The sequence below is a fragment of the Telluria sp. GW821-FHT07G12 genome, from assembly GCF_059418525.1.
Genome location: NZ_JBWKQA010000004.1, coordinates 429,066 through 449,226 on the forward strand (window position 1 = coordinate 429,066; position 20,161 = coordinate 449,226).

The 20,161-nt window shown below is 64.4% G+C and carries 15 protein-coding genes; 10 read left to right on the top strand and 5 right to left on the bottom strand.

Going from position 1 to position 20,161, the window contains the following annotated elements:
* Nucleotides 1-38 precede the first annotated feature (38 nt).
* The gene (locus tag AC07PE_RS17790) at nucleotides 39-452 is read right to left on the bottom strand and encodes a MerR family transcriptional regulator (RefSeq protein WP_498766819.1); all 414 of its coding nucleotides are present in this window, start codon (nucleotides 450-452) and stop codon (nucleotides 39-41) included.
* Nucleotides 453-581: 129 nt separating this feature from the next.
* On the opposite strand from AC07PE_RS17790, the gene AC07PE_RS17795 reads away from it, so the two are divergent.
* The 3 genes from AC07PE_RS17795 (at nucleotide 582) to AC07PE_RS17805 (ending at nucleotide 2,674) form a co-directional block, all read left to right on the top strand.
* Nucleotides 582-1,634, top strand: coding sequence for an MBL fold metallo-hydrolase (locus AC07PE_RS17795; protein ID WP_498766821.1), 1,053 nt, complete (start codon nucleotides 582-584; stop codon nucleotides 1,632-1,634).
* Between the two features lie 247 nt (nucleotides 1,635-1,881).
* Nucleotides 1,882-2,325 carry a hypothetical protein gene (locus AC07PE_RS17800; protein WP_498766823.1) on the top strand — a complete coding sequence of 148 codons (444 nt, stop codon included), beginning with the start codon at nucleotides 1,882-1,884 and terminating at the stop codon, nucleotides 2,323-2,325.
* Between the two features lie 175 nt (nucleotides 2,326-2,500).
* Nucleotides 2,501-2,674 carry a hypothetical protein gene (locus tag AC07PE_RS17805; RefSeq protein ID WP_498766825.1) on the top strand — a complete coding sequence of 58 codons (174 nt, stop codon included), beginning with the start codon at nucleotides 2,501-2,503 and terminating at the stop codon, nucleotides 2,672-2,674.
* Between the two features lie 12 nt (nucleotides 2,675-2,686).
* On the opposite strand, the gene AC07PE_RS17810 is transcribed toward AC07PE_RS17805, so the two are convergent.
* The 3 genes from AC07PE_RS17810 to AC07PE_RS17820 all read right to left on the bottom strand — a co-directional run bounded on the left by AC07PE_RS17810 (nucleotide 2,687) and on the right by AC07PE_RS17820 (nucleotide 6,076).
* Nucleotides 2,687-3,265 (bottom strand): UbiX family flavin prenyltransferase, encoded by a 579-nt coding sequence (locus AC07PE_RS17810; RefSeq protein ID WP_498766827.1) that lies wholly within the window; start codon nucleotides 3,263-3,265, stop codon nucleotides 2,687-2,689.
* A complete protein-coding gene (grxD, locus tag AC07PE_RS17815; protein ID WP_498766829.1) occupies nucleotides 3,258-3,581 on the bottom strand; it encodes a Grx4 family monothiol glutaredoxin in 324 nt (107 codons plus the stop codon). Before grxD ends, AC07PE_RS17810 begins: the two co-directional genes overlap by 8 nt.
* Before the next feature lie 140 nt (nucleotides 3,582-3,721).
* The gene (locus AC07PE_RS17820; protein ID WP_498766831.1) at nucleotides 3,722-6,076 is read right to left on the bottom strand and encodes a Tex family protein; all 2,355 of its coding nucleotides are present in this window, start codon (nucleotides 6,074-6,076) and stop codon (nucleotides 3,722-3,724) included.
* A gap of 359 nt (nucleotides 6,077-6,435) precedes the next feature.
* Here AC07PE_RS17820 and AC07PE_RS17825 point away from each other — a divergent pair, with 359 nt between their 5' ends.
* From AC07PE_RS17825 to AC07PE_RS17855, 7 genes are all read left to right on the top strand, one after another.
* Nucleotides 6,436-9,546, top strand: a complete 3,111-nt coding sequence (locus tag AC07PE_RS17825; RefSeq protein WP_498766833.1) for a DEAD/DEAH box helicase — start codon at nucleotides 6,436-6,438, stop codon at nucleotides 9,544-9,546.
* Nucleotides 9,547-9,801: 255 nt separating this feature from the next.
* Nucleotides 9,802-10,971: a PAS domain-containing sensor histidine kinase gene (locus AC07PE_RS17830; protein ID WP_498766835.1), complete on the top strand. Its 1,170-nt coding sequence runs from the start codon at nucleotides 9,802-9,804 to the stop codon at nucleotides 10,969-10,971.
* 41 nt (nucleotides 10,972-11,012) lie between these two features.
* Nucleotides 11,013-11,693, top strand: a complete 681-nt coding sequence (locus AC07PE_RS17835) for a response regulator transcription factor (RefSeq protein WP_435572718.1) — start codon at nucleotides 11,013-11,015, stop codon at nucleotides 11,691-11,693.
* Between the two features lie 62 nt (nucleotides 11,694-11,755).
* Complete coding sequence (locus AC07PE_RS17840; protein WP_498766838.1) at nucleotides 11,756-12,016, top strand: hypothetical protein; 261 nt, start codon at nucleotides 11,756-11,758, stop codon at nucleotides 12,014-12,016.
* A gap of 69 nt (nucleotides 12,017-12,085) precedes the next feature.
* Nucleotides 12,086-12,814 carry a transposase gene (locus AC07PE_RS17845; protein ID WP_498766840.1) on the top strand — a complete coding sequence of 243 codons (729 nt, stop codon included), beginning with the start codon at nucleotides 12,086-12,088 and terminating at the stop codon, nucleotides 12,812-12,814.
* A gap of 193 nt (nucleotides 12,815-13,007) precedes the next feature.
* Nucleotides 13,008-17,729 carry a glutamate synthase-related protein gene (locus tag AC07PE_RS17850; protein ID WP_498766842.1) on the top strand — a complete coding sequence of 1,574 codons (4,722 nt, stop codon included), beginning with the start codon at nucleotides 13,008-13,010 and terminating at the stop codon, nucleotides 17,727-17,729.
* Between the two features lie 20 nt (nucleotides 17,730-17,749).
* Nucleotides 17,750-19,213 (top strand): glutamate synthase subunit beta, encoded by a 1,464-nt coding sequence (locus AC07PE_RS17855; RefSeq protein ID WP_498766844.1) that lies wholly within the window; start codon nucleotides 17,750-17,752, stop codon nucleotides 19,211-19,213.
* Between the two features lie 48 nt (nucleotides 19,214-19,261).
* Here the strand turns inward: AC07PE_RS17855 and AC07PE_RS17860 are convergent, their stop codons facing one another.
* A complete protein-coding gene (locus AC07PE_RS17860) occupies nucleotides 19,262-20,161 on the bottom strand; it encodes a LysR family transcriptional regulator (RefSeq protein WP_498766846.1) in 900 nt (299 codons plus the stop codon).

Consider the following 20,161-nt stretch of genomic DNA (forward strand, 5'->3'; position numbering starts at 1 on the left):
AGCGCGGACGATTGATCGAAAACCGTGGCCTTGTTTCGTCAGGCTGCGTCGCGCTGGGTATCGTCCGGGGCTGCATCCGCCAGCAGGCGCCGGCATTCTTCCTCGTGGACGGCGATCTCGGCCAGCGACATCTCGATGTCTGCCCGCTGCTGCTCGAGCGTATCGCGCTGGTGCGCCAGGACGCCGAGGAAGCGGTCGATCTGGGCCACCGTGTCCTTGGGCGACTCGTACATGTCGACGATGCTTTTGATCTCGGACAGCGTCAGGCCCAGGCGCTTGCCGCGCAGGGTCAGTTTCAGGCGCGTGCGGTCGCGCGGGGTGTAGACGCGGTTGCGGCCGCCCTGGCCCTCGCGCATCGGGCTCAGCAGGCCCTGGTCTTCGTAGAAGCGGATGGCGCGGGCGGTGATGTCGAATTCGCGCGCCAGTTCGGCGATGGTGTAGGTAGTGCCCATATTATTCTGCATGGTCGAAAATCACATAGAATCGCAGTCTGCGCCTCTGTTTCCGTTTACGTCAACGTCAACGTCAATGTTGATTGCATTGTAGCCTGCGGCGCCGTCCTGTTACGAAAGATTCTCGGCATGAACCCACTCGAATCCCAGCTCAGCTATCCCTTCGGCGACACCATCCCGCCCATCGGCACCGTGCACGGCATCGCTCCCGGCCTGCGCTGGCTGCGCATGCCGCTGCCCTTCGCCCTCGACCACATCAACCTGTGGCTGATGGACGACCGGGTCGAGGGCAGGGAAGGGCTGGCGCTGGTCGATTGCGGCGCCAGCACCGACGCCACCCGTGCCGCGTGGGAGCAATTGTTCGAAGGAGCGATGGGCGGCCAGGCGCTGTTGCGCGTGTTCGCCACCCACTGCCACCCGGACCATGTCGGCCTGTCCGGCTGGCTGTGCGAGCGTTTCAAGGCGCCGTTCTGGACCAGTGCCGCAGAGTTCGGCTTTGCGCGCATGATGGCGGCCGCACTGCCTGGCGTCGACGGGCCCTCGGCGATCCCGCATTTCCAGCGCCACGGCCTGGTCGATCCGGGCATGCTCGAGCAGATGCAGGGCCGCCGTAATTATTACCCGTCCCTGGTGCCGGCCGTGCCGTCCGCCTATACCCGGCTGCAGGATAGCCAGCGGGTGCAGATCGGCGGCCGCGAATGGCGCGTGATCACGGGCTTTGGTCATTCGCCCGAGCACGTGTCGCTGTATGCGGAGGAGGGTAGGATCCTGATCTCCGGCGACATGGTGCTGCCGCGCATTTCCACCAATGTGTCGGTGTTCGCGGTCGAGCCGGAAGGCGATCCGCTCGCACAATATCTCGGCTCGCTGGACAAGTTTGCCGGCCTGCCGGACGACACCCTGGTACTGCCGTCGCACGGTAAACCCTTCCGCGGCCTGCACGTGCGCATCGAACAGTTGCGCGCACACCACGTTGCGCGGCTGGAAGAAGTCCGCGCCGCCTGCACCGAACCGCGCTCCGCAGTTGACATTGTCCCGCTGATGTTCCGGCGCCAACTGGACGCCCACCAGCTCAGCTTTGCAGTCGGCGAAGCGCTGGCTCACCTGCATACGCTCTGGTACAGCGGTATCCTCACGCGTGTAACCGGCGCCGACGGCATTATTCGCTTTCAATTAAGCTGATTTCAGCCGCTTTCGGCTGTCGGGAATTCCTGTGGGCAATCCTTGTGGTTGCCCGTTTTCGTTTACACGACTGAATTTCCGCAAGCAAACGTTTTCTTTTTCCTGTAGGATATTTTTCACACTTACCTATTCTCTTACCTGAAAGCACGATAATTGCTGGACAGCACTGTGAGAATCGGTCAATACTCACATGTTTGTTACTTTCAGACTTTCCCGCTTTACATAAGGTCTGAACCATGGAGAAACCATGACAGCCCTGCATGAACCACTAGTACCCCCGATGAATTCGACCAACGAGCGTGAGAGCTTCAGCGAGCGTTTACAGCAAGCGCTGAAGAATGCCCACTACTCGCCGGACAGCCCGACACGGCTGGCGCGCGAATTTAACATTCGTTTCGAAGGCCGCCCGATCACGGTCCACGCCGCCCGCAAATGGCTGGTTGGCGAAGCCATTCCGACCCAGGAAAAGCTGCGCATGATCGCCCAGTGGCTGGGCGTGCCGGCCGACTGGCTGCGCTTCGGCGGTTCCGAGAATGCCCCGGCCAACGGCGAGTCCGCCGACACCTCGGCGCGTTTCGAATCGGCCGACGTCAAGCTGATCGCCGACCTGCAGCGCCTGGACGAGCATCACAAGCAGCTGGCGCGCGAGTTCATCCGCATGCTGGTGCGCATGAACCACCAGCCGAAGTAATTCCTGTCCATAGAAGAACGGCCCGGCCCGGAGACGCTCTCCTGGCCGGGCCGTTGTCATTTTTATTCCTAGCTGCAATTTTTGTTCAACGGGACGGCACAAATGGCCGAGTCTCGCGCATAATCAGCATGTGTCGCCCTCAATGTTATCGGTCATATAAGGATGCAGTGCCCTCATGATTAATAACTACAGCAGTACCGCGCAGTTGAAAGACCTCATGACCGCGCCGCCGATGACAGCGGCGCAACACGCAGAAATCATGCGTAAGCGGAACGAGCAACGCAGGAAAATCGAAGACGCACGAGAAGCAAGGAAAGAAGAGCAGGAAAGGTACGGGGAGCCGCGCTGATTAAAGCGCGCTCTACATGCCGCCCCAGCGCGGCGCGAGATCGTTCTCGATCCCCAGCAGGTCGATAACGCGGGCCACCGTGTGGTCGACCATCTCGTCTATGCTGCCCGGCTTGTTATAAAAGCTCGGCAGCGGCGGGAACACGATGCCGCCCATCTCGGTGACGGACGTCATATTGCGCAGGTGCGCCAGGTTGAACGGCGTCTCCCGCACCATCAGCACCAGGCGCCGGCGTTCCTTCAGGATCACGTCGGCCGCGCGTGCGATCAAATTATCCGAGATGCCATGGGCGACCGCCGCCAGGGTCTTCATCGAACAGGGCGCGATCACCATGCCGTCGGTCTGGAACGAGCCGCTGGCGATCGAGGCGCCGATCTCGCGATTCTTGTGCACCACGTGGGCGAGCGCTTCCACGTCGCGCCTTTGCAGGCCGACTTCCTGATGCAGGGTGAGGGTAGCGGCGTCGGAAATGACCAGGTGGGTCTCGACGCCGGGAATGGCGCGCAGCCGCTCGAGCAGCCGCACGCCGTAGACCGCGCCGGTCGCGCCGGTGATGGCAACGACGATACGGCGCGGCCGTGGGTCAGCCATTCTGCTGCTTGTTGATCAGGGCTTGCAGTTCGCCGGATTCGTACATTTCCGTCATGATGTCCGAGCCGCCGACGAATTCGCCGTTCACGTACAGCTGCGGGATGGTCGGCCAGTTCGAGAATTCCTTGATGCCCTGGCGGACTTCCGCATCTTCGAGCACGTTCACGGTGGCGATGTTATCGACGCCGCAAGCCTTCAGGATTTGGATCGCACGGCCGGAAAAGCCGCATTGCGGGAACTGGGCGGTGCCCTTCATGAACAGCACGACCGGCGTCTTGGTCACGGTCTCTTTGATCCAGTTTTGTACGTCGCTCATTTGGTTTTGCCTTCGGGGTGAAATTTGGGTGATGGCGGCATTTTATAAGAAAACCTGAACGGGGGTAGGGTGGGCACCCCGTGCCCACGCGTACGTTCGCGTTATGCCAGCGTTCGCGTGGGCACGGTGTGCCCACCCTACTACTTCTTCAGCTTGGCAAACGCCGCCGCCATCGCACCGCCCGCCGCCGGCGCCGCACGTTCCTGGCGCTGCTGCTGCTGACCCATGCGCTTGCGGTCGTCACGGTCGCCGCGCTGCTGCGGCTGCGAACCCGCCTGCGGCGCCGAATCCGACAGGCGCATGGTCAGCGCGATGCGCTTGCGCTTGACGTCGACTTCCAGCACCTTGACCTTCACCACCTGGCCGGCCTTCACCACCGTGTGCGGATCCTTGACGAAGGTATTCGACAGCGCCGAGATGTGCACCAGGCCATCCTGGTGCACGCCGATGTCCACAAAAGCCCCGAAAGCGGCGACGTTGGTCACCACGCCTTCCAGGATCATGTCCGGGCGCAGGTCCGCAATTTCTTCCACGCCTTCTTTGAACGTGGCGGTGGTGAATTCCGGACGCGGGTCGCGGCCCGGCTTTTCCAGTTCCTTCAGGATGTCGCTGACGGTCGGCACGCCGAATTTCTCGTCCGCGTACTTGGCCGGGTTCAGGGTTTTGACCAGCGAGCCGTCGCCGATCACGGTCTTGATGTCGCGCTTGATGTCGGCCAGGATTTTTTCCACAACCGGATACGACTCCGGGTGCACCGCCGAGGCGTCCAGCGGGTTATCGCCGTTCATGACGCGCAGGAAGCCGGCCGCCTGCTCGAAGGTCTTGTCGCCCAGGCGCGGCACGTTCTTCAGCGCCGCGCGCGAGGCAAACGCGCCCTTCATGTCGCGGTAGGTGACGATGCTCTGCGCCACGCTGCTCGACAAGCCCGACACGCGCGCCAGCAGCGGCGCCGAGGCCGTGTTGACGTCCACGCCGACGGCATTCACGCAATCCTCGACCACGGCGTCGAGCTGGCGCGCGAGCTGGGTCTGCGAGACGTCGTGCTGGTACTGGCCGACGCCGATGCTCTTCGGGTCGATTTTGACGAGTTCCGCCAGCGGGTCCTGCAGGCGGCGTGCGATCGACACCGCGCCGCGGATCGAGACATCGAGGTCCGGCAGTTCGCGCGAAGCGAATTCCGAAGCCGAATACACCGAGGCGCCTGCCTCGGACACCACGATCTTCGTGAGCTTGAGCTCGGGATTCTGCTTGATCAGGTCCTGGGCCAGCTTATCGGTCTCGCGCGAGGCGGTGCCGTTGCCGATCGAGATCAGCGACACATTGTGCTTCGCCGCCAGCTTGCCCAGCACGTGCAGCGCGCCGTCCCAGTCGTTGCGCGGCGCGTGCGGGTAGATGGTGGCGGTGTCGACCACCTTGCCGGTCGGGTCGACCACGGCCACCTTCACGCCGGTGCGCAGGCCCGGGTCCAGGCCCATGGTGGCGCGCGGGCCGGCCGGCGCCGCCAGCAGCAGGGCTTTCAGGTTGCGCGCGAAGACCTGGATCGCATCCAGCTCCGCCTTGTCGCGCAAGGCGCCCATCAGTTCCGTCTCGATGTACATGAAGCTCTTCACGCGCCAGGTCCAGCGCGCGGTGTCGAGCAGCCATTTGTCGGCCGGGCGTCCCGCGCCCTTGATGCCGAAGCGCGCCGCGATCCGGTTTTCGCAGGGGTTCAGCGGGGCGTCCCACTTCGGCTTTTCCTCTTCGGTGTCGAGGCGCAGGGTCACGTCCAGGATGCCTTCGCGGCGGCCGCGCATCAGCGCCAGCGCGCGGTGCGAGGGCACGCTGGACAGCGGCTCGGAATAATCGAAGTAGTCGGCAAACTTCTCGCCTTCTTCCTGCTTGCCCTCGACCACCTTCGATTCGACCACGCCGTGATCCTGCACGTATTCGCGGAGCGACTGCAGCAATTCCGCGTCTTCGGCAAAGCGCTCCATCAGGATCTGGCGCGCGCCGTCCAGCGCCGCCTTGGTGTCCGGCACGCCCGGGTTGTTCACGCCGTCGGCATTCGTGAAGGCGTCGCGGATATAGCGTGCGGCCACTTCTTCCGGCGTCTGCGCCGGGTCGGCCAGCAGCGAATCGGCCAGCGGCGCCAACCCGGCCTCGATCGCGATCTGGGCCTTGGTGCGGCGCTTCTGCTTATAGGGCAGGTAGAGGTCTTCGAGGCGGGTCTTGTCTTCCGCGTGGGCGATGGCCTCGAGCAGCTCCGGCGTCATCTTGTTCTGTTCCGTGATCGAGGCGATCACCGCGGCGCGGCGCTCTTCGAGTTCGCGCAGGTAGCGCAGGCGTTCTTCCAGCAGGCGCAGCTGGATGTCGTCCAGGCCGCCGGTGGCTTCCTTGCGGTAGCGGGCGATGAAGGGGACCGTTGCACCCTCGTCGAGGAGGGCGACGGCGGCAGCCACCTGGGCCGGTTTGGCGGACAGTTCTTGGGCGAGGCGTTGTTCGATCGAAGGCAGCATGGTGCGGATATCAGGGACGATGAGCGTGAGTCAGACGGGCAATGATACGCAAACCCGCCGGATGCGCCAGTCTTGACAGCCCTTTCCAGTCATGCGTGGGCTGCCGGACTGGTCCTGCTTAAAATTCAGGCAGGAAACTAACGGAACCGCAGAAAGCCTGTCGTTGTCCATCAATATATTGGCCGTGCTCGTTCGTGTGGGGGTGGTGCAAAAGCGCGGAACCGTGTAACTTTTCTCTCTTTTGCATTCTTTCGAGCGGTAAAGATTTCTTGGCAAGGTGCGATTCCGAACAAAACAGAACGGATCGCATGAACGATAATATCGGTTGTTGTTTTTCTTCATACAGACTCGTGAGACCCATGCACACAGTTGATCTTCATCGCGACGACACCAGCGAGGCACCACCAGCCCGAGCGCCTGCCCGCGCCCCGGCCTTGCCCGCCCCGGTGTTGAGCTGGCTGCAAAGGGTCGAAGCGGCAGCACATCCCCAGCCCAAGCTGACCGCGGAAGTCGCCGACCCCAAAGCCGTCCAGTACAAATTCGTTTATGTCATGGCCCCGACCAGCGGCGGCCGCCATGTCGCGGTGTGCCTGTGCAAGGCGCGCCTGCGCCCGAACGGCGACGTGGCCGCGGCCAGCCCGGTCGGCGAAGTGTTTTCGCTGCTGTCGGCGCCGCCCGCCTACCTGGAAGGTGACGACGAGGACCTGGTCCGTTTCTTCATCGCCATGCGCAGCGGTTCCAACCAGAGCACCAGCGCCACCGAGCCCAAGGGTAAAGTCGGCGCCATCCTGCTGCAGCAGCTGCTGGCGCAGGGCAAGCTGCTGTGGGCGAATTCGTGGTCGGACATGACCAATGGCCTGCTGTATCCGCTGCAGGCCGGTCCGATCCGCAAGGCCAGCCTGGCCTGGCGCGACGAAGGCCGCACGGCCAAGCTCGGCTGGTCGGTGGAACCGGCCAAGGGCGCGACCCATGCCGGCGCCGACCTGGTCGACTACATGCTGCCGACCGATCCGCCGTGGTATATCGACAACCTGTCCTGCGGTCCCCTCGAGCTCAACCGTGGCGGCATCGACATCTCGCTGGCCGAGCTGCAGGCACTGGTGGCGCAAGCCCCGGCGCTGGGTGGCAACGACAAGAAGCGCGTCTCGCAGCTGCTGCTGGCGCATGGCCTGCAACAGCTGATGCCGCTGCCGCAGCCGCTCACCCAGCGCCTGCGCGACGACGTCAAACCGGTGCCGCACCTGATGCTGGACGCCATCCCTGTCGCGGAGGGCACCGGCCAGCGCTGGCAGGACTTCGCGGTCCTGGCCTTCGATTACGACGGCCAGCGCATTTCCTTCGACCCGGCCCAGCGCGTGGTGCGCCAGATCGGCGACGTCACCGAGATCATCGCGCGCGACGAAGCCGCCGAGGCGAAAGCGCTCGACATCCTGAACAAGATGGGCTTCCGCAAGCCGGCCACGGCGCCGCTGAGCACCCTGTCCGGCGCGCTGCTGCTGGACGGCCAGGCGCAGTGGCTGCGCTTTGCCGGCAACGACCTCGAATCCCTGACCGATCTCGGCTGGCAAGTGCAGAAATCGGCCAAGTACCGCTACGATGTGGTGCCGGTCGAGGACTGGTATGCCGACATCGACGAGCCGGCGGAAGCGGGCAATGCCTGGTTCGAGCTGGAACTGGGCATCGTCGTCAACAGCAAGCGGGTGCCGCTGCTGCCGGTGCTGGTCCAGCTGATCCGCAATGCGCCGCTGGATTTCAATCCGGAAGTGCTGGCCGCGCACCAGGAAGCCGACCAGATGCTGGCGACCCTGCCCGACGGCGTGCGCGTGGCGCTGCCCTGGGGCCGCGTCAAACCCATCCTGTCGACCCTGGGCGAGCTGTATTTCAACGACAAGATCAAGGCCAAGGTCCGGCTGTCGACGCTGGACGCGGCGCGCCTGGAAGAGCTGGCGCGCGGCGCCGAGTTCACCTGGACCGGCGGCGAACGCCTGCGCGAAACCGGCCGCAAGCTGAGCCAGTTCGGCAAGGTGAAAAAGGTCGACGCTCCGGCCGGCCTGCAGGCGACCCTGCGCGACTACCAGCTGGACGGCCTGGCCTGGATGCAATTCCTGCGCGAGTACGACCTGGGCGGCATCCTGGCCGACGACATGGGTCTCGGTAAAACCGTGCAGACGATCGCCCACATCCTGACCGAAAAGGAAGCGGGCCGTCTGACCAGCCCGGCACTCGTCATCGCGCCAACCAGCCTGATGATGAACTGGATGGAAGAAGCCGCGCGCTTCGCCCCCAGCCTGAAAGTGCTGCTGTTGCAGGGCAAGGAGCGCATGGAGCTGTTCGACCAGATCGACAGCGCCGACATCGTGCTGACCACCTACGCCCTGCTGCCGCGCGACGAGGAAAAGCTGCGCGAGCACCAGTACCACCTGGTGATCCTGGACGAATCGCACTACATCAAGAACACCCGCTCGAAGGCGGCGCAGACGGCCGGTTCGCTGAACGCGCGCCACCGCCTGTGCCTGTCCGGCACGCCACTGGAAAACCACCTGGGCGAGCTGTGGTCGCAGTTCCACTTCCTGCTGCCGGGCCTGCTCGGCGACGAGAAGACCTTCAACAGCCAGTTCCGCCACCCGATCGAACGCCAGGACGATCCGGTGCGCCGCATGCTGCTGAACCGCCGCATCAAGCCTTTCCTGCTGCGCCGGACCAAGGACAATGTGGCCAAGGAACTGCCGGAAAAGACGGAGATGATCCGCCGCATCGAGATTTCCGGTCCGCAGCGCGACCTCTACGAGACCGTGCGCCTGGCGATGGACAAGAAGGTGCGCGAGGAAATCGACCGCAAGGGCGTGGCGCGCAGCCAGATCGTGATCCTGGAGGCGCTGCTCAAGCTCCGCCAGGTCTGCTGCGACCCGCGCCTGGTGAAAGCCATGCCGGGGAAGAAGAACACTGCGGCGGTGTCGGCCAAGCTGATCGACCTGATGCAGATGATCGACGACCTGCTGGGCGAAGGCCGCAAGATCCTGGTGTTCTCGCAGTTCACCAGCATGCTGGCGCTGATCGAGGAAGAGCTGGAAGCGCGCGGCATCCGCTACGCGCTGCTGACCGGCGAAACCCGCGACCGCTCGGCCCAGGTGGCCGCCTTCCAGCAAGGCGCGGTGCCGATCTTCCTGATCAGCCTGAAAGCCGGCGGCGTCGGCCTGAACCTGACTGCGGCCGACACCGTGATCCACTACGACCCGTGGTGGAACCCGGCCGCCGAGAACCAGGCCACCGACCGCGCCTGGCGCATCGGCCAGGACAAGCCGGTGTTCGTCTACAAGCTGATCGCCAAGGGCACGCTGGAAGAGAAAATCCAGCTGCTGCAGCAGAAGAAGTCGGAGCTGGCGCAGTCCATCCTCTCCGAAGGCGAATCGCAGAAGATGGCGCTGACGCAGGAAGACCTGCAGGCGATTTTTGCACCGCTGGAAGACTGATCGATCGTCGTGGCGGGCATCGCCCGGCACGACTCCCCGCCTCCGCGTACTTAGCATCTTTGCGCTAACAATCTGCTCGAAAACTCCCGATTTGCAAGGCTCAGCACCTCTAATGTTGCTTTTGTCCTTACAAAACATGCCAAAATATGCACTCTGCGTGCCCAAAGCAACGTCTGGAGCAGCTGTTCTATACAAATCGCTAAACAGCGCACTATACTTCTTGACTGAAATTTATTAACTTTCGTGAAGGTATCCATGGCCCGCAGCGCTTCCGTTCTTCCGCCCGACGATGCGCAGCCCACGACCACGCTGGCCACAGCCGATGCCTTTCGCACCATCGCCGAACTCGGCGGCGATCTCGTCTTCATCATCGATTGCGCCAGCGGCCTGCCCGTGTATTTGAGCCCGCATGTCAACGATATGCTGGGCTATGGCGTTCCTGATGTTCATGAACATTTGTCAACTAATGCCGATGGCCCTCTGGCGCCGCTGTGTGCCGGCCTGCAGGAACGCCTGCGCCGCTTCGCCGCCGGCGACGGCTCGCGCCTGCGCGTCGCGCGCGAGTTCGACCTGCGGCGCCCGGATGGACGCGAGGTGCCGGTGGAAGTGATCTCGACCCTGCTGCTGGACGAGACGGGCAGGGCGCAGGCGCTGGCCGGCGTCGTGCGCGACCTGTCGGCGCGGCGCGAGCAGGAACGCGAACAAAAGCGCTTTGCCAGCATGCTGAACCACGAGTTCCGCACACCGCTGTCGACCATCGACGGCGCCATCCAGCGCCTGGAAGCGACGAACGCGAACGCCGACGAGCCGACGCGCCAGCGCCACCGCAAGATCGCTACCGCCACCGACCGCCTGATCGCGATGATGGACGAGTACCTGTCGCCGGAGCGGATGGCGGCGATCGGGCGCCAGCGCCAGGCGAATACCGTGGCGCCGCGCCTGTTGCTGGAAGAAGTGGTGGCGCAGGCGCGCGTGGCCGGCCGCAAGGTGACGCTGGCGGCGGATGCATTGCCCGCGCAGCTGCGCGGCGAACCCGCCGGCCTGCGCCTGGCGCTGAAGATCCTGCTGGAAAACGCGGTGCGCTACACGCCGCCCGACAGTGTTCTTGCCGTGCTGGGGCGGCGCGCCGGCAATGGTGTCGAGCTGGCGCTGCGCGATACCGGCCGGGGCGTACCTGCGGCCGACCTGCCGCGCATCTTCGACAAGGGCTATCGTGGCAGCAATGCCGCCGGCCTGCCGGGCAGCGGCCTGGGCCTGTACATGGCCCGTTCCGTTATCGAGGTCCATGGCGGCACGCTGGAGCACGTGACACCGCCGGAGGGTGGGGCGGAGTTCCGCTTGTGGCTGCCGGTACAGGATGTTCCGGGGAAAGGTCTTGCCTCAAGCGAAACCAGCAGTGATAATCGGGGCGGCCTACGGGGGTAGCCGCCCGACGAGAGAGATTCGGGAATAATAAATAAGAACCCATGACGCAAATACTGATAGTTGAAGACAATGGCGAGTACGCCGGCGACATGGCTGACTTCCTCAAGGAGCTCGGCCACGAGGTCACGATCGCGACGACCGCCGGCGACATGTGGGCGGCGCTGACCCGCACGCCCGCCGCAGTGGTGGTGCTCGACCTCGGCCTGCCCGACGAAGACGGATTCAATGTCATCCCGCGGATGCGCCAGCTGTATCCCGAGATCGGCCTGCTGGTCCTGACGGGACGGGTGGCGTTCGACAACCGCATCCTCGGCCTGCGCCTGGGCGCGGACCACTATCTCACCAAGCCGATCAAGTTCCCGGAGCTTGCCGCCCACATCGAGGCGCTCGACCGCCGCGTGCGCCCGCAAGAGCCGGCGCCGGCGCCGAGCAAGTGGACGCTGCGCGTGTCCGCCCGCCAGCTCGAGCTGATGGGCAAGGTCATCGACCTGACCGAAAAGGAATGCAACTTCCTGCACCTGCTGACCATCAATACCCGGCCGGTCCCGCGCCAGGTGATCGTGGCCGGCATGGGCGGCGACGACCCGGACGCCAGCCGCCGCGTGGACATGCTGGTCTACCGCCTGCGCAAGAAGGCGAGAACCGGCCTTGGCCAGGACCTGCCGCTGCGCAGCGCCTACGGCGAGGGTTACAGCCTGTCGGCCGGGTTTACGCTGGCATGATGCGGCCGGCGAGGTTCTTCATTTAGAGTAGGGACCTCGCGCGTCATCGAACGAGGCTGGCCATGAGGTTTCCCTGTCCCTGGGAAGAAGTCGACGGATTCCGCAGCCTGGCCGAATTCCGCAGCTTCGAACGCTGGCTGACCGGCCAGGTCAGCGGCGGGCTGGCCAGGCAGGTGCCGGTCGGCAGTCCCTACCGCCACGGCGATGGCGGCCTCATGCTGGTCGAGGTCTGGTACATCCACCTGCAGAGCCGGCAAACCTGGCGCCTGGTGTGGCCGGAACCGCCCTTCGACGGCATCTTCAAGCCGATTTTCGATAATTAGGGACATAGCGGTGCACAATTTTCGTGCATTCCAATATAATTGGGGACAGAGTTCATTTCCCAAGACGCCATGGCCCGCCAACCCCGACTGATCCTGCCGAACCAGCCCCACCTCATCCTCCAGCGCGGCAACGACAACCAGCTGATTTTCCGCGAGGACGAAGACCAGGAACGCTTCCACGGCTGGCTGCAGGAATGCGCCCGGCTGTACAGGGTGGCCGTGCATGCCTATGTCCTGATGCCGAATCACGTCATCCTGCTGGCCACGCCCCAGGACGAAGACGGGCTGGCGCTGATGATGCAGAAGGTCGGCCGCCATTACGTCCCCTGGTTCAACAAGAAGTACGGCCGCTCGGGCACCCTGTTCGAGGGGCGCTTCCGGACCTCGCTGGTCGACGCCGCATCCTACCTGCTGGCCTGCAGCCACTACCTCGAGCTGGCGCCGGTGCAGGCCCGCCTCGTGGCCGACCCCGTCGATTACCGCTGGTCGAGCTACGCCCACCATGCCGGCGTGCGCGCCGATCCGCTGATCACCGACCACATGCTGTACTGGGGCCTCGGTAATACCCCCTTCCAGCGCGAAGCCGCCTACACGGAACTGGTGCAGCAGGGCGGCGGCCGCGACGAGGAGACGTTGATCGGCACTGCCTTGTCGAAAGGCTGGCCTGTGGGTTCGCTGGCGTTCAAGACCGAGCTCGAAAAAAAGACCAAACGGCAGATTCTGCCAGCCAAGCGTGGCAGGCCTTTCAAAGTGAAAACCGTAGAACAGACCTCCGATAAGACGGTCGACGCCTCCTAAGTCATTGATTTAATTTGCGATTCAAGTACTGAGCAAGCCCGGATCAGACCCGAATCGACTGTGTCCCTATTTATTTTTAAAGGACGAGTTTCCAAATTTAATTCGACTCCGACCCTAATTGTTATGGTTGATGTTTATTGTGCTCTGCACTATTCTCGGTCCTCAACTTATTCAAAATGCCGTGGAGTCCCTCATGATTGCCCAAGGTTTATACGATCCCGCCAATGAACACGATGCCTGCGGCGTCGGTTTCATCGCCCACATCAAGGGCAACAAGAGTCATTCGATTATTGAACAGGGTCTGATGATCCTGAAGAACCTGGACCACCGCGGTGCGGTCGGCGCCGATGCGCTGATGGGCGACGGCGCCGGCATCCTGATCCAGATCCCTGACCAGTATTACCGCGACGAGATGGCCAAGCAGGGCGTCGAGCTGCCGCCGCCCGGCGAATACGGCGTCGGTATGGTCTTCCTGCCGAAGGAGCACGCGTCGCGCATCGCCTGCGAACAGGAAATCGAGCGTGCCGTGCGCGCCGAGGGCCAGGTCGTGCTGGGCTGGCGCAATGTGCCGGTCGACGACGCAATGCCGATGTCCCCGACCGTGCGCGCCAAGGAACCGATCATCCGCCAGATCTTCATCGGCCGCGGCCCGGACGTGATGGTCACCGACGCGCTCGAGCGCAAGCTGTACGTGATCCGCAAATCGTCGGGCCACGCGATCCAGGCCCTGAAGCTCATGCACGGCAAGGAGTTCTTCGTGCCGTCGATGTCGGCGCGCACCGTGGTCTATAAAGGCCTGCTGCTGGCCGACCAGGTCGGCGTCTACTACAAGGACCTGCAGGATCCGCGCTGCGTCTCCGCGCTGGCCCTGGTGCACCAGCGCTTCTCGACCAACACCTTCCCGGAATGGCCGCTGGCCCACCCGTACCGCCTGATCGCGCACAACGGCGAGATCAACACCGTCAAGGGCAACTTCAACTGGACCCGCGCGCGCGAAGGCATGCTGAAGTCGGCCGTACTGGGCGAGGACCTGCCCAAGCTGTTCCCGCTGATCTATGAAGGCCAGTCCGACACCGCCTGCTTCGACAACGCGCTCGAGCTGCTGGTGATGGCCGGCTACCCGATCGGCCAGGCGATGATGATGATGATCCCGGAAGCCTGGGAAAACCATGCGACCATGGACGAGAACCGCCGCGCCTTCTACGAATACCACGCCGCAATGATGGAACCGTGGGACGGCCCGGCCGCGATGGCCTTCACCGACGGCCGCCACATCGGCGGCACCCTCGACCGCAACGGCCTGCGCCCAGCGCGCTATGTCGTCACCGACGACGACCTGGTGGTGATGGCCTCCGAATCCGGCGTGCTGCCGATCCCGGAATCGCGCATCGTCAAGAAGTGGCGCCTGCAGCCCGGGAAGATGTTCCTGATCGACCTGGAAGCCGGCCGCATCATCGACGACAAGGAACTGAAGGACACCTATTCGAACGCCAAGCCGTATAAGGCCTGGATCAAGTCGGTGCGCATCAAGCTCAACGAAATCAAGGTCACCGAGAGCCAGCTGGCGCAGAGCCGCGTGAAGGACACGCCGGCCCAGGGCGAGAAGGCCGCCATTTCGCTGCTGGACCGCCAGCAGTCCTTCGGCTACACCCAGGAAGACCTGAAGTTCCTGATGGCGCCGATGGCCGTGCTGGCCGAGGAAGCGACCGGCTCGATGGGCAACGACTCGCCGCTGGCGGTCATGTCGAACAAGCTGAAACCGCTGTACTCCTACTTCAAGCAGCTGTTCGCGCAGGTGACCAACCCGCCGATCGACCCGATCCGCGAAGCGATGGTGATGTCGCTGGTGTCCTTCATCGGCCCGAAGCCGAACCTGCTGGACACCAACAACGTCAACCCGCCGATGCGCCTCGAGGTGTCGCAGCCTGTCCTCGGCTTCAACGACATGGCGCGCCTGCGTTCGATCAGCCTGCACACCGGCGGCAAGTTCAAGTCGTATGAGCTGAACATCTGCTACCCGGTCAGCTGGGGCAAGGAAGGCATCGAAGCGAGCCTGGCCTCGCTGTGCGCGGAAGCCGTCGATGCTGTCAAATCCGGCCACAACATCCTGATCGTCTCGGACCGCGGCATGTCGGCCGAGCAGGTTGCGATCCCGGCCCTGCTGGCGACGTCCGCCGTCCACCAGCACCTGGTGATGCGCGGCCTGCGCGCCTCGACCGGCCTGGTCGTCGAAACCGGTTCGGCACGCGAGACCCACCACTTCGCGCTGCTGGCAGGTTACGGCGCCGAAGCCGTGCACCCGTATCTGGCATTGGAAACCCTGGTCGACCTGGCGGCCCACCTGCCGCACCCGATGTCGGCCGAAGACGCGGCCAAGAACTACACCAAGGCAGTCGGCAAGGGCCTGATGAAGGTGATGTCGAAGATGGGCATCTCGACCTACATGTCCTACTGCGGCGCGCAGATCTTCGAAGCCATTGGCCTGAACAAGTCGCTGGTCGACAAATACTTCCGCGGCACCTCGTCGACGGTCGAAGGCATCGGCCTGTTCGAAGTGGCCGAGGAAGCTCTGCGCCTGCACCACCTGGCCTTCGGCAAGGACCCGGTGCTGGCGAATAACCTGGACGTCGGCGGCGAATACGCCTACCGCGTGCGCGGCGAAGACCACCTGTGGACGCCGGACGCCATCGCCAAGCTGCAGCACTCGACCCGCTCGAACAACTTCAGCACCTATAAAGAGTATGCGCAGCTGATCAACGACCAGAGCAAGCGCCATCTGACCATGCGCGGCCTGTTCGAATTCAAGATCGATCCGAGCAAGGCGATCCCGCTGGGCGAAGTCGAGCCGGCCAAGGAAATCGTCAAGCGCTTCGCCACCGGCGCGATGTCGCTGGGTTCGATCTCGACCGAAGCCCACGCGACCCTGGCGATCGCCATGAACCGCATCGGCGGCAAATCGAACACCGGTGAAGGCGGTGAAGACCCGGCGCGCTACATGGGCGAGTTCAAGGGCATCAAGATCGCCAAGGGCGAGACCCTGGCTTCGATCCTGGGCTCGGACCGCGTGGTCGCCGACATCCCGCTGGAAGCGGGCGACTCGCTGCGCTCGAAGATCAAGCAGGTGGCATCGGGCCGCTTTGGCGTGACCGCCGAGTACCTGGCGTCGGCTGACCAGATCCAGATCAAGATGGCGCAGGGCGCCAAGCCGGGCGAAGGCGGCCAGCTGCCGGGCCATAAAGTGTCCGAGTACATCGCCTCGCTGCGCTTCTCGGTGCCGGGCGTGGGCCTGATCTCGCCGCCGCCGCACCACGACATCTATTCGATCGAAGACCTGGCACAGCTGATCCACGATCTGAAGAACGCCAACCCGAGCGCTTCGATCTCGGTGAAGCTGGTGTCGGAAGTCGGCATCGGCACCGTCGCCGCCGGCGTCTCGAAGGCCAAGGCCGACCACGTGGTCGTCGCCGGTCACGATGGTGGCACCGGCGCCTCGCCGCTGTCGTCGGTGAAGCATGCCGGCACGCCGTGGGAACTGGGCCTGGCCGAGACCCAGCAGACGCTGGTGCTGAACGGCCTGCGTAGCCGCATCCGCGTGCAGGCCGACGGCCAGATGCGCACCGGCCGCGACGTCGTCATCGCCGCCATGCTGGGCGCCGACGAAATCGGCTTCGCCACCGCGCCGCTGGTGGTCGAGGGCTGCATCATGATGCGCAAGTGCCACCTGAATACCTGCCCGGTGGGCGTGGCAACCCAGGACCCGGTCCTGCGCGCCAAGTTCCAGGGCAAGCCGGAACACGTGGTGAACTACTTCTTCTTCGTCGCCGAAGAAGCGCGCCAGCTGATGGCGCAGCTGGGCATCCGCACCTACGACGAACTGATCGGCCGTGCCGACCTGCTGGATAAGTCGAAGGCGGTCAAGCACTGGAAGGCGCAGGGCCTGGACTTCACCAACGTCTTCTACCAGCCGAAGGTCGACAGCCCGCGCGCCCTGCTGCACAGCGAAGGCCAGGACCACGGCCTGGACCGCGCACTGGACCACAAGCTGATCACGCAGGCGAAACCGGCGCTGGAGCGCGGCGAGCGCGTGTCCTTCATCTCGCCGGTACGGAACCTGAACCGCACCGTGGGCACCATGCTGTCGGGCGAAGTCGCCAAGCGCTACGGCCATGCCGGCCTGCCGGACGACACCATCCACATCCAGCTGCAGGGCACCGCGGGCCAGTCGGCGGGCGCCTTCCTGGCAGCCGGCATCACGATCGACCTGGTCGGCGAGGGTAACGACTACGTCGGCAAGGGCCTGTCGGGCGGCCGCATCATCGTGCGTCCGAACACGGAATTCCGCGGCTGGGCGGTCGACAACATCATCGTCGGCAACACGGTGCTGTATGGCGCCATCTCCGGCGAAGCCTTCATCAACGGCGTGGCCGGCGAGCGCTTCGCGGTGCGTAACTCGGGCGCGACGGCCATCGTCGAGGGCCTGGGCGATCACGGTTGCGAGTACATGACCGGCGGTACCGTGGTCGTGCTGGGCGAGACCGGCCGCAACTTCGCAGCCGGCATGTCGGGCGGCGTGGCCTACGTGTACGACCCGAAGGGCGAGTTCGAGCAGAAGTGCAACATGACCATGGTGAACCTGGAGCGCGTGCTGTCCACCAAGGAGCAGGGCGACAAGTCGACCTGGCACGCCCAGACCCGCAACGGCGAGCGCGAATCCGACGAAGCGATCCTGAAGCGCCTGATCGAACGCCACTTCAAGCACACCGGCTCGACCCGCGCCCGCAACCTGCTGGACGACTGGGCCACCAGCCGCGGCAAGTTCGTGAAGGTCTTCCCGACCGAGTACAAGCGCGCGCTGGAGGAGATGCACAACTCCAGCATGGAAGAGGCGAACGACAAGATCGAGCTGGCTGCCTAAGAACTGATAAGGAAAATATTGTGGGTAAAATCACCGGCTTCATGGAATTTCAGCGCCAGGAAGAAGACCACCTGGAACCTGCCGCGCGCCTGAAGAACTACAAGGAATTCACGCTGACGCTCACCAACGACCAGGCCAAGGTCCAGGGTGCGCGCTGCATGGACTGCGGCATCCCCTTCTGCAACACGGGCTGCCCGGTCAACAACATGATCCCCGACTGGAATGACCTGGTCTATCACGGCAATTACCGCAACGCCGTCGAGAACCTGCATTCGACGAACAACTTCCCGGAATTCACGGGCCGCATCTGCCCCGCACCCTGCGAGGCCGCCTGCACGCTGGGCATCAACGAGGACCCGGTCGGCATCAAGTCGATCGAGCGCAAGATCGCCGATGCGGGCTGGGAAAACGGCTGGATCGTGCCGCAACCGGCAGCGGCCAAGACGGGTAAAAAAGTCGCGGTCGTCGGCTCGGGCCCTGCCGGCCTGGCCGCGGCCCAGCAGCTGGCGCGCGTCGGCCACGACGTGACGGTGTTCGAGAAGAGCGACCGCATCGGCGGCCTGCTGCGCTACGGGATCCCCGACTTCAAGATGGAGAAGGGCCTGATCGACCGCCGCGTCGAACAGATGCAGGCCGAGGGCGTGACTTTCCGCACCAGCACCCTGATCGGCAAGGACTTCCCGACCACGGTCAGCAACATGGCGCGCGAGACCATCTTCCCGGAAGACCTGGTCAAGGACTACGACGCGATCGTGATGGCCGGCGGCGCCGAGCAGCCGCGCGACCTGCCGGTGCCGGGCCGCGACCTGAAGGGCGTGCATTTCGCGATGGACTTCCTGCCGCAGCAGAACCGCGTGAACGCCGGCGACAAGGTCAAGGACCAGATCAAGGCCACCGGCAAGCACGTGGTCGTGATCGGCGGCGGCGACACCGGCTCCGACTGCGTCGGCACCTCGAACCGCCATGGCGCCGCAAGCGTCACCCAGTTCGAACTGATGCCGATGCCGCCGGAGCACGAGAACAAGCCGCTGGTCTGGCCCTACTGGCCGACCAAGCTGCGCACCTCGTCCTCGCACGAAGAAGGCTGCGAGCGCGATTTCGCGGTCGCGACCAAGCGCTTCGAAGGCAAGGGCGGCAAGATCGAGAAGGTCATCGCCTGCCGCGTCGAGTGGAAGGACGGGAAGATGAGCGAAGTCCCGAACACCGAATTCGAACTGAAGGCCGACCTGGTGCTGCTGGCGATGGGTTTTGTATCGCCGGTGCAGCAGGTGCTGGACGCCTTCGACGTGCAGAAGGATGCGCGCGGCAATGCGCGTGCGACCGTCGACGGCGAGACCTCGTATCAGACTTCTGTGGCCAAGGTATTCGCCGCGGGCGACATGCGCCGCGGCCAGTCGCTGGTGGTGTGGGCGATTCGCGAAGGACGGCAGTGCGCGCGGGCAGTGGACGAGTTCCTGATGGGGACGTCGGACTTGCCGCGCTGATTGCAGTAAAGGGCTTTCCCTTTTCAGCGGCCTTCGGGCCGCTTTTTTTTACCAGCGCATGGTCTGGATGAAATCGACGAAAGCGCGCAAGGGTGCGGGCAGGTAGCGGCGTCCCGGATAGTACAGCGACGGTCCGGAGAAGGAAGGCCACCAGCTCTCGAGCACCGGTTCCAGTTCGCCGTGATCGAAGCTGGGCCTGAGCCAGTCCTCGAACAGATACACCAGGCCGCTGCCGGCAGTGGCGGCATCGACGGCCAGATCGGCCGCGGCGCCCAGGGTGACGATCAGCGGCCCCTTGGGTTCGATGCTCACTTTCCTGCCTTTCTGTTCGAACTCCCAGGCGGGCATGGACCCGCTGGGAAAGCGTCCGCGCAGGCAGACATGGTCCAGCAGATCTTCGGGCCGCTTCGGATGGCCATGCTTCTGGAGATAGCCTGGCGCTGCGGCCAGGGCGAAACGCTGGCGGCGCGGGCCAATGGGTATCGCCACCATGTCCTGCTCCATCCGCTCCTCGTAGCGTATGCCGGCGTCGCAGCCCGAACGCAGCAGGTCGACGAAGCTGTCCTCGACCACCACATCGAGGACGATATCCGGGTAGGCCGCCAGGAAGGGCGGGACGATACGCGGCAGCACAAGCCGGGAAGCGCTGAGCGGCACGTTGAGCCGCAGCCGCCCGGCGGGCCGGTCGCGAAAGCCATTGACGACGTCGAGCGCGGATTCCACCGCATCGAGCGCCGGCGTCAGTTGCTCGAGCAGGCGCTGGCCGGCATCGGTCGCGGCGACGCTGCGCGTGGTGCGGTTCAGCAGGCGCACGCCAAGCCGGCTCTCGAGCCGCCGCACCGCTTCGCTCAGCTGGGAGGCGCTGCTGCCCGTGATGCGCGCCGTTTCGCGGAAGCCGCCATACCGGGCGACCGCGACGAAGGCGCCGATATCCTGCAGATCGGCCAT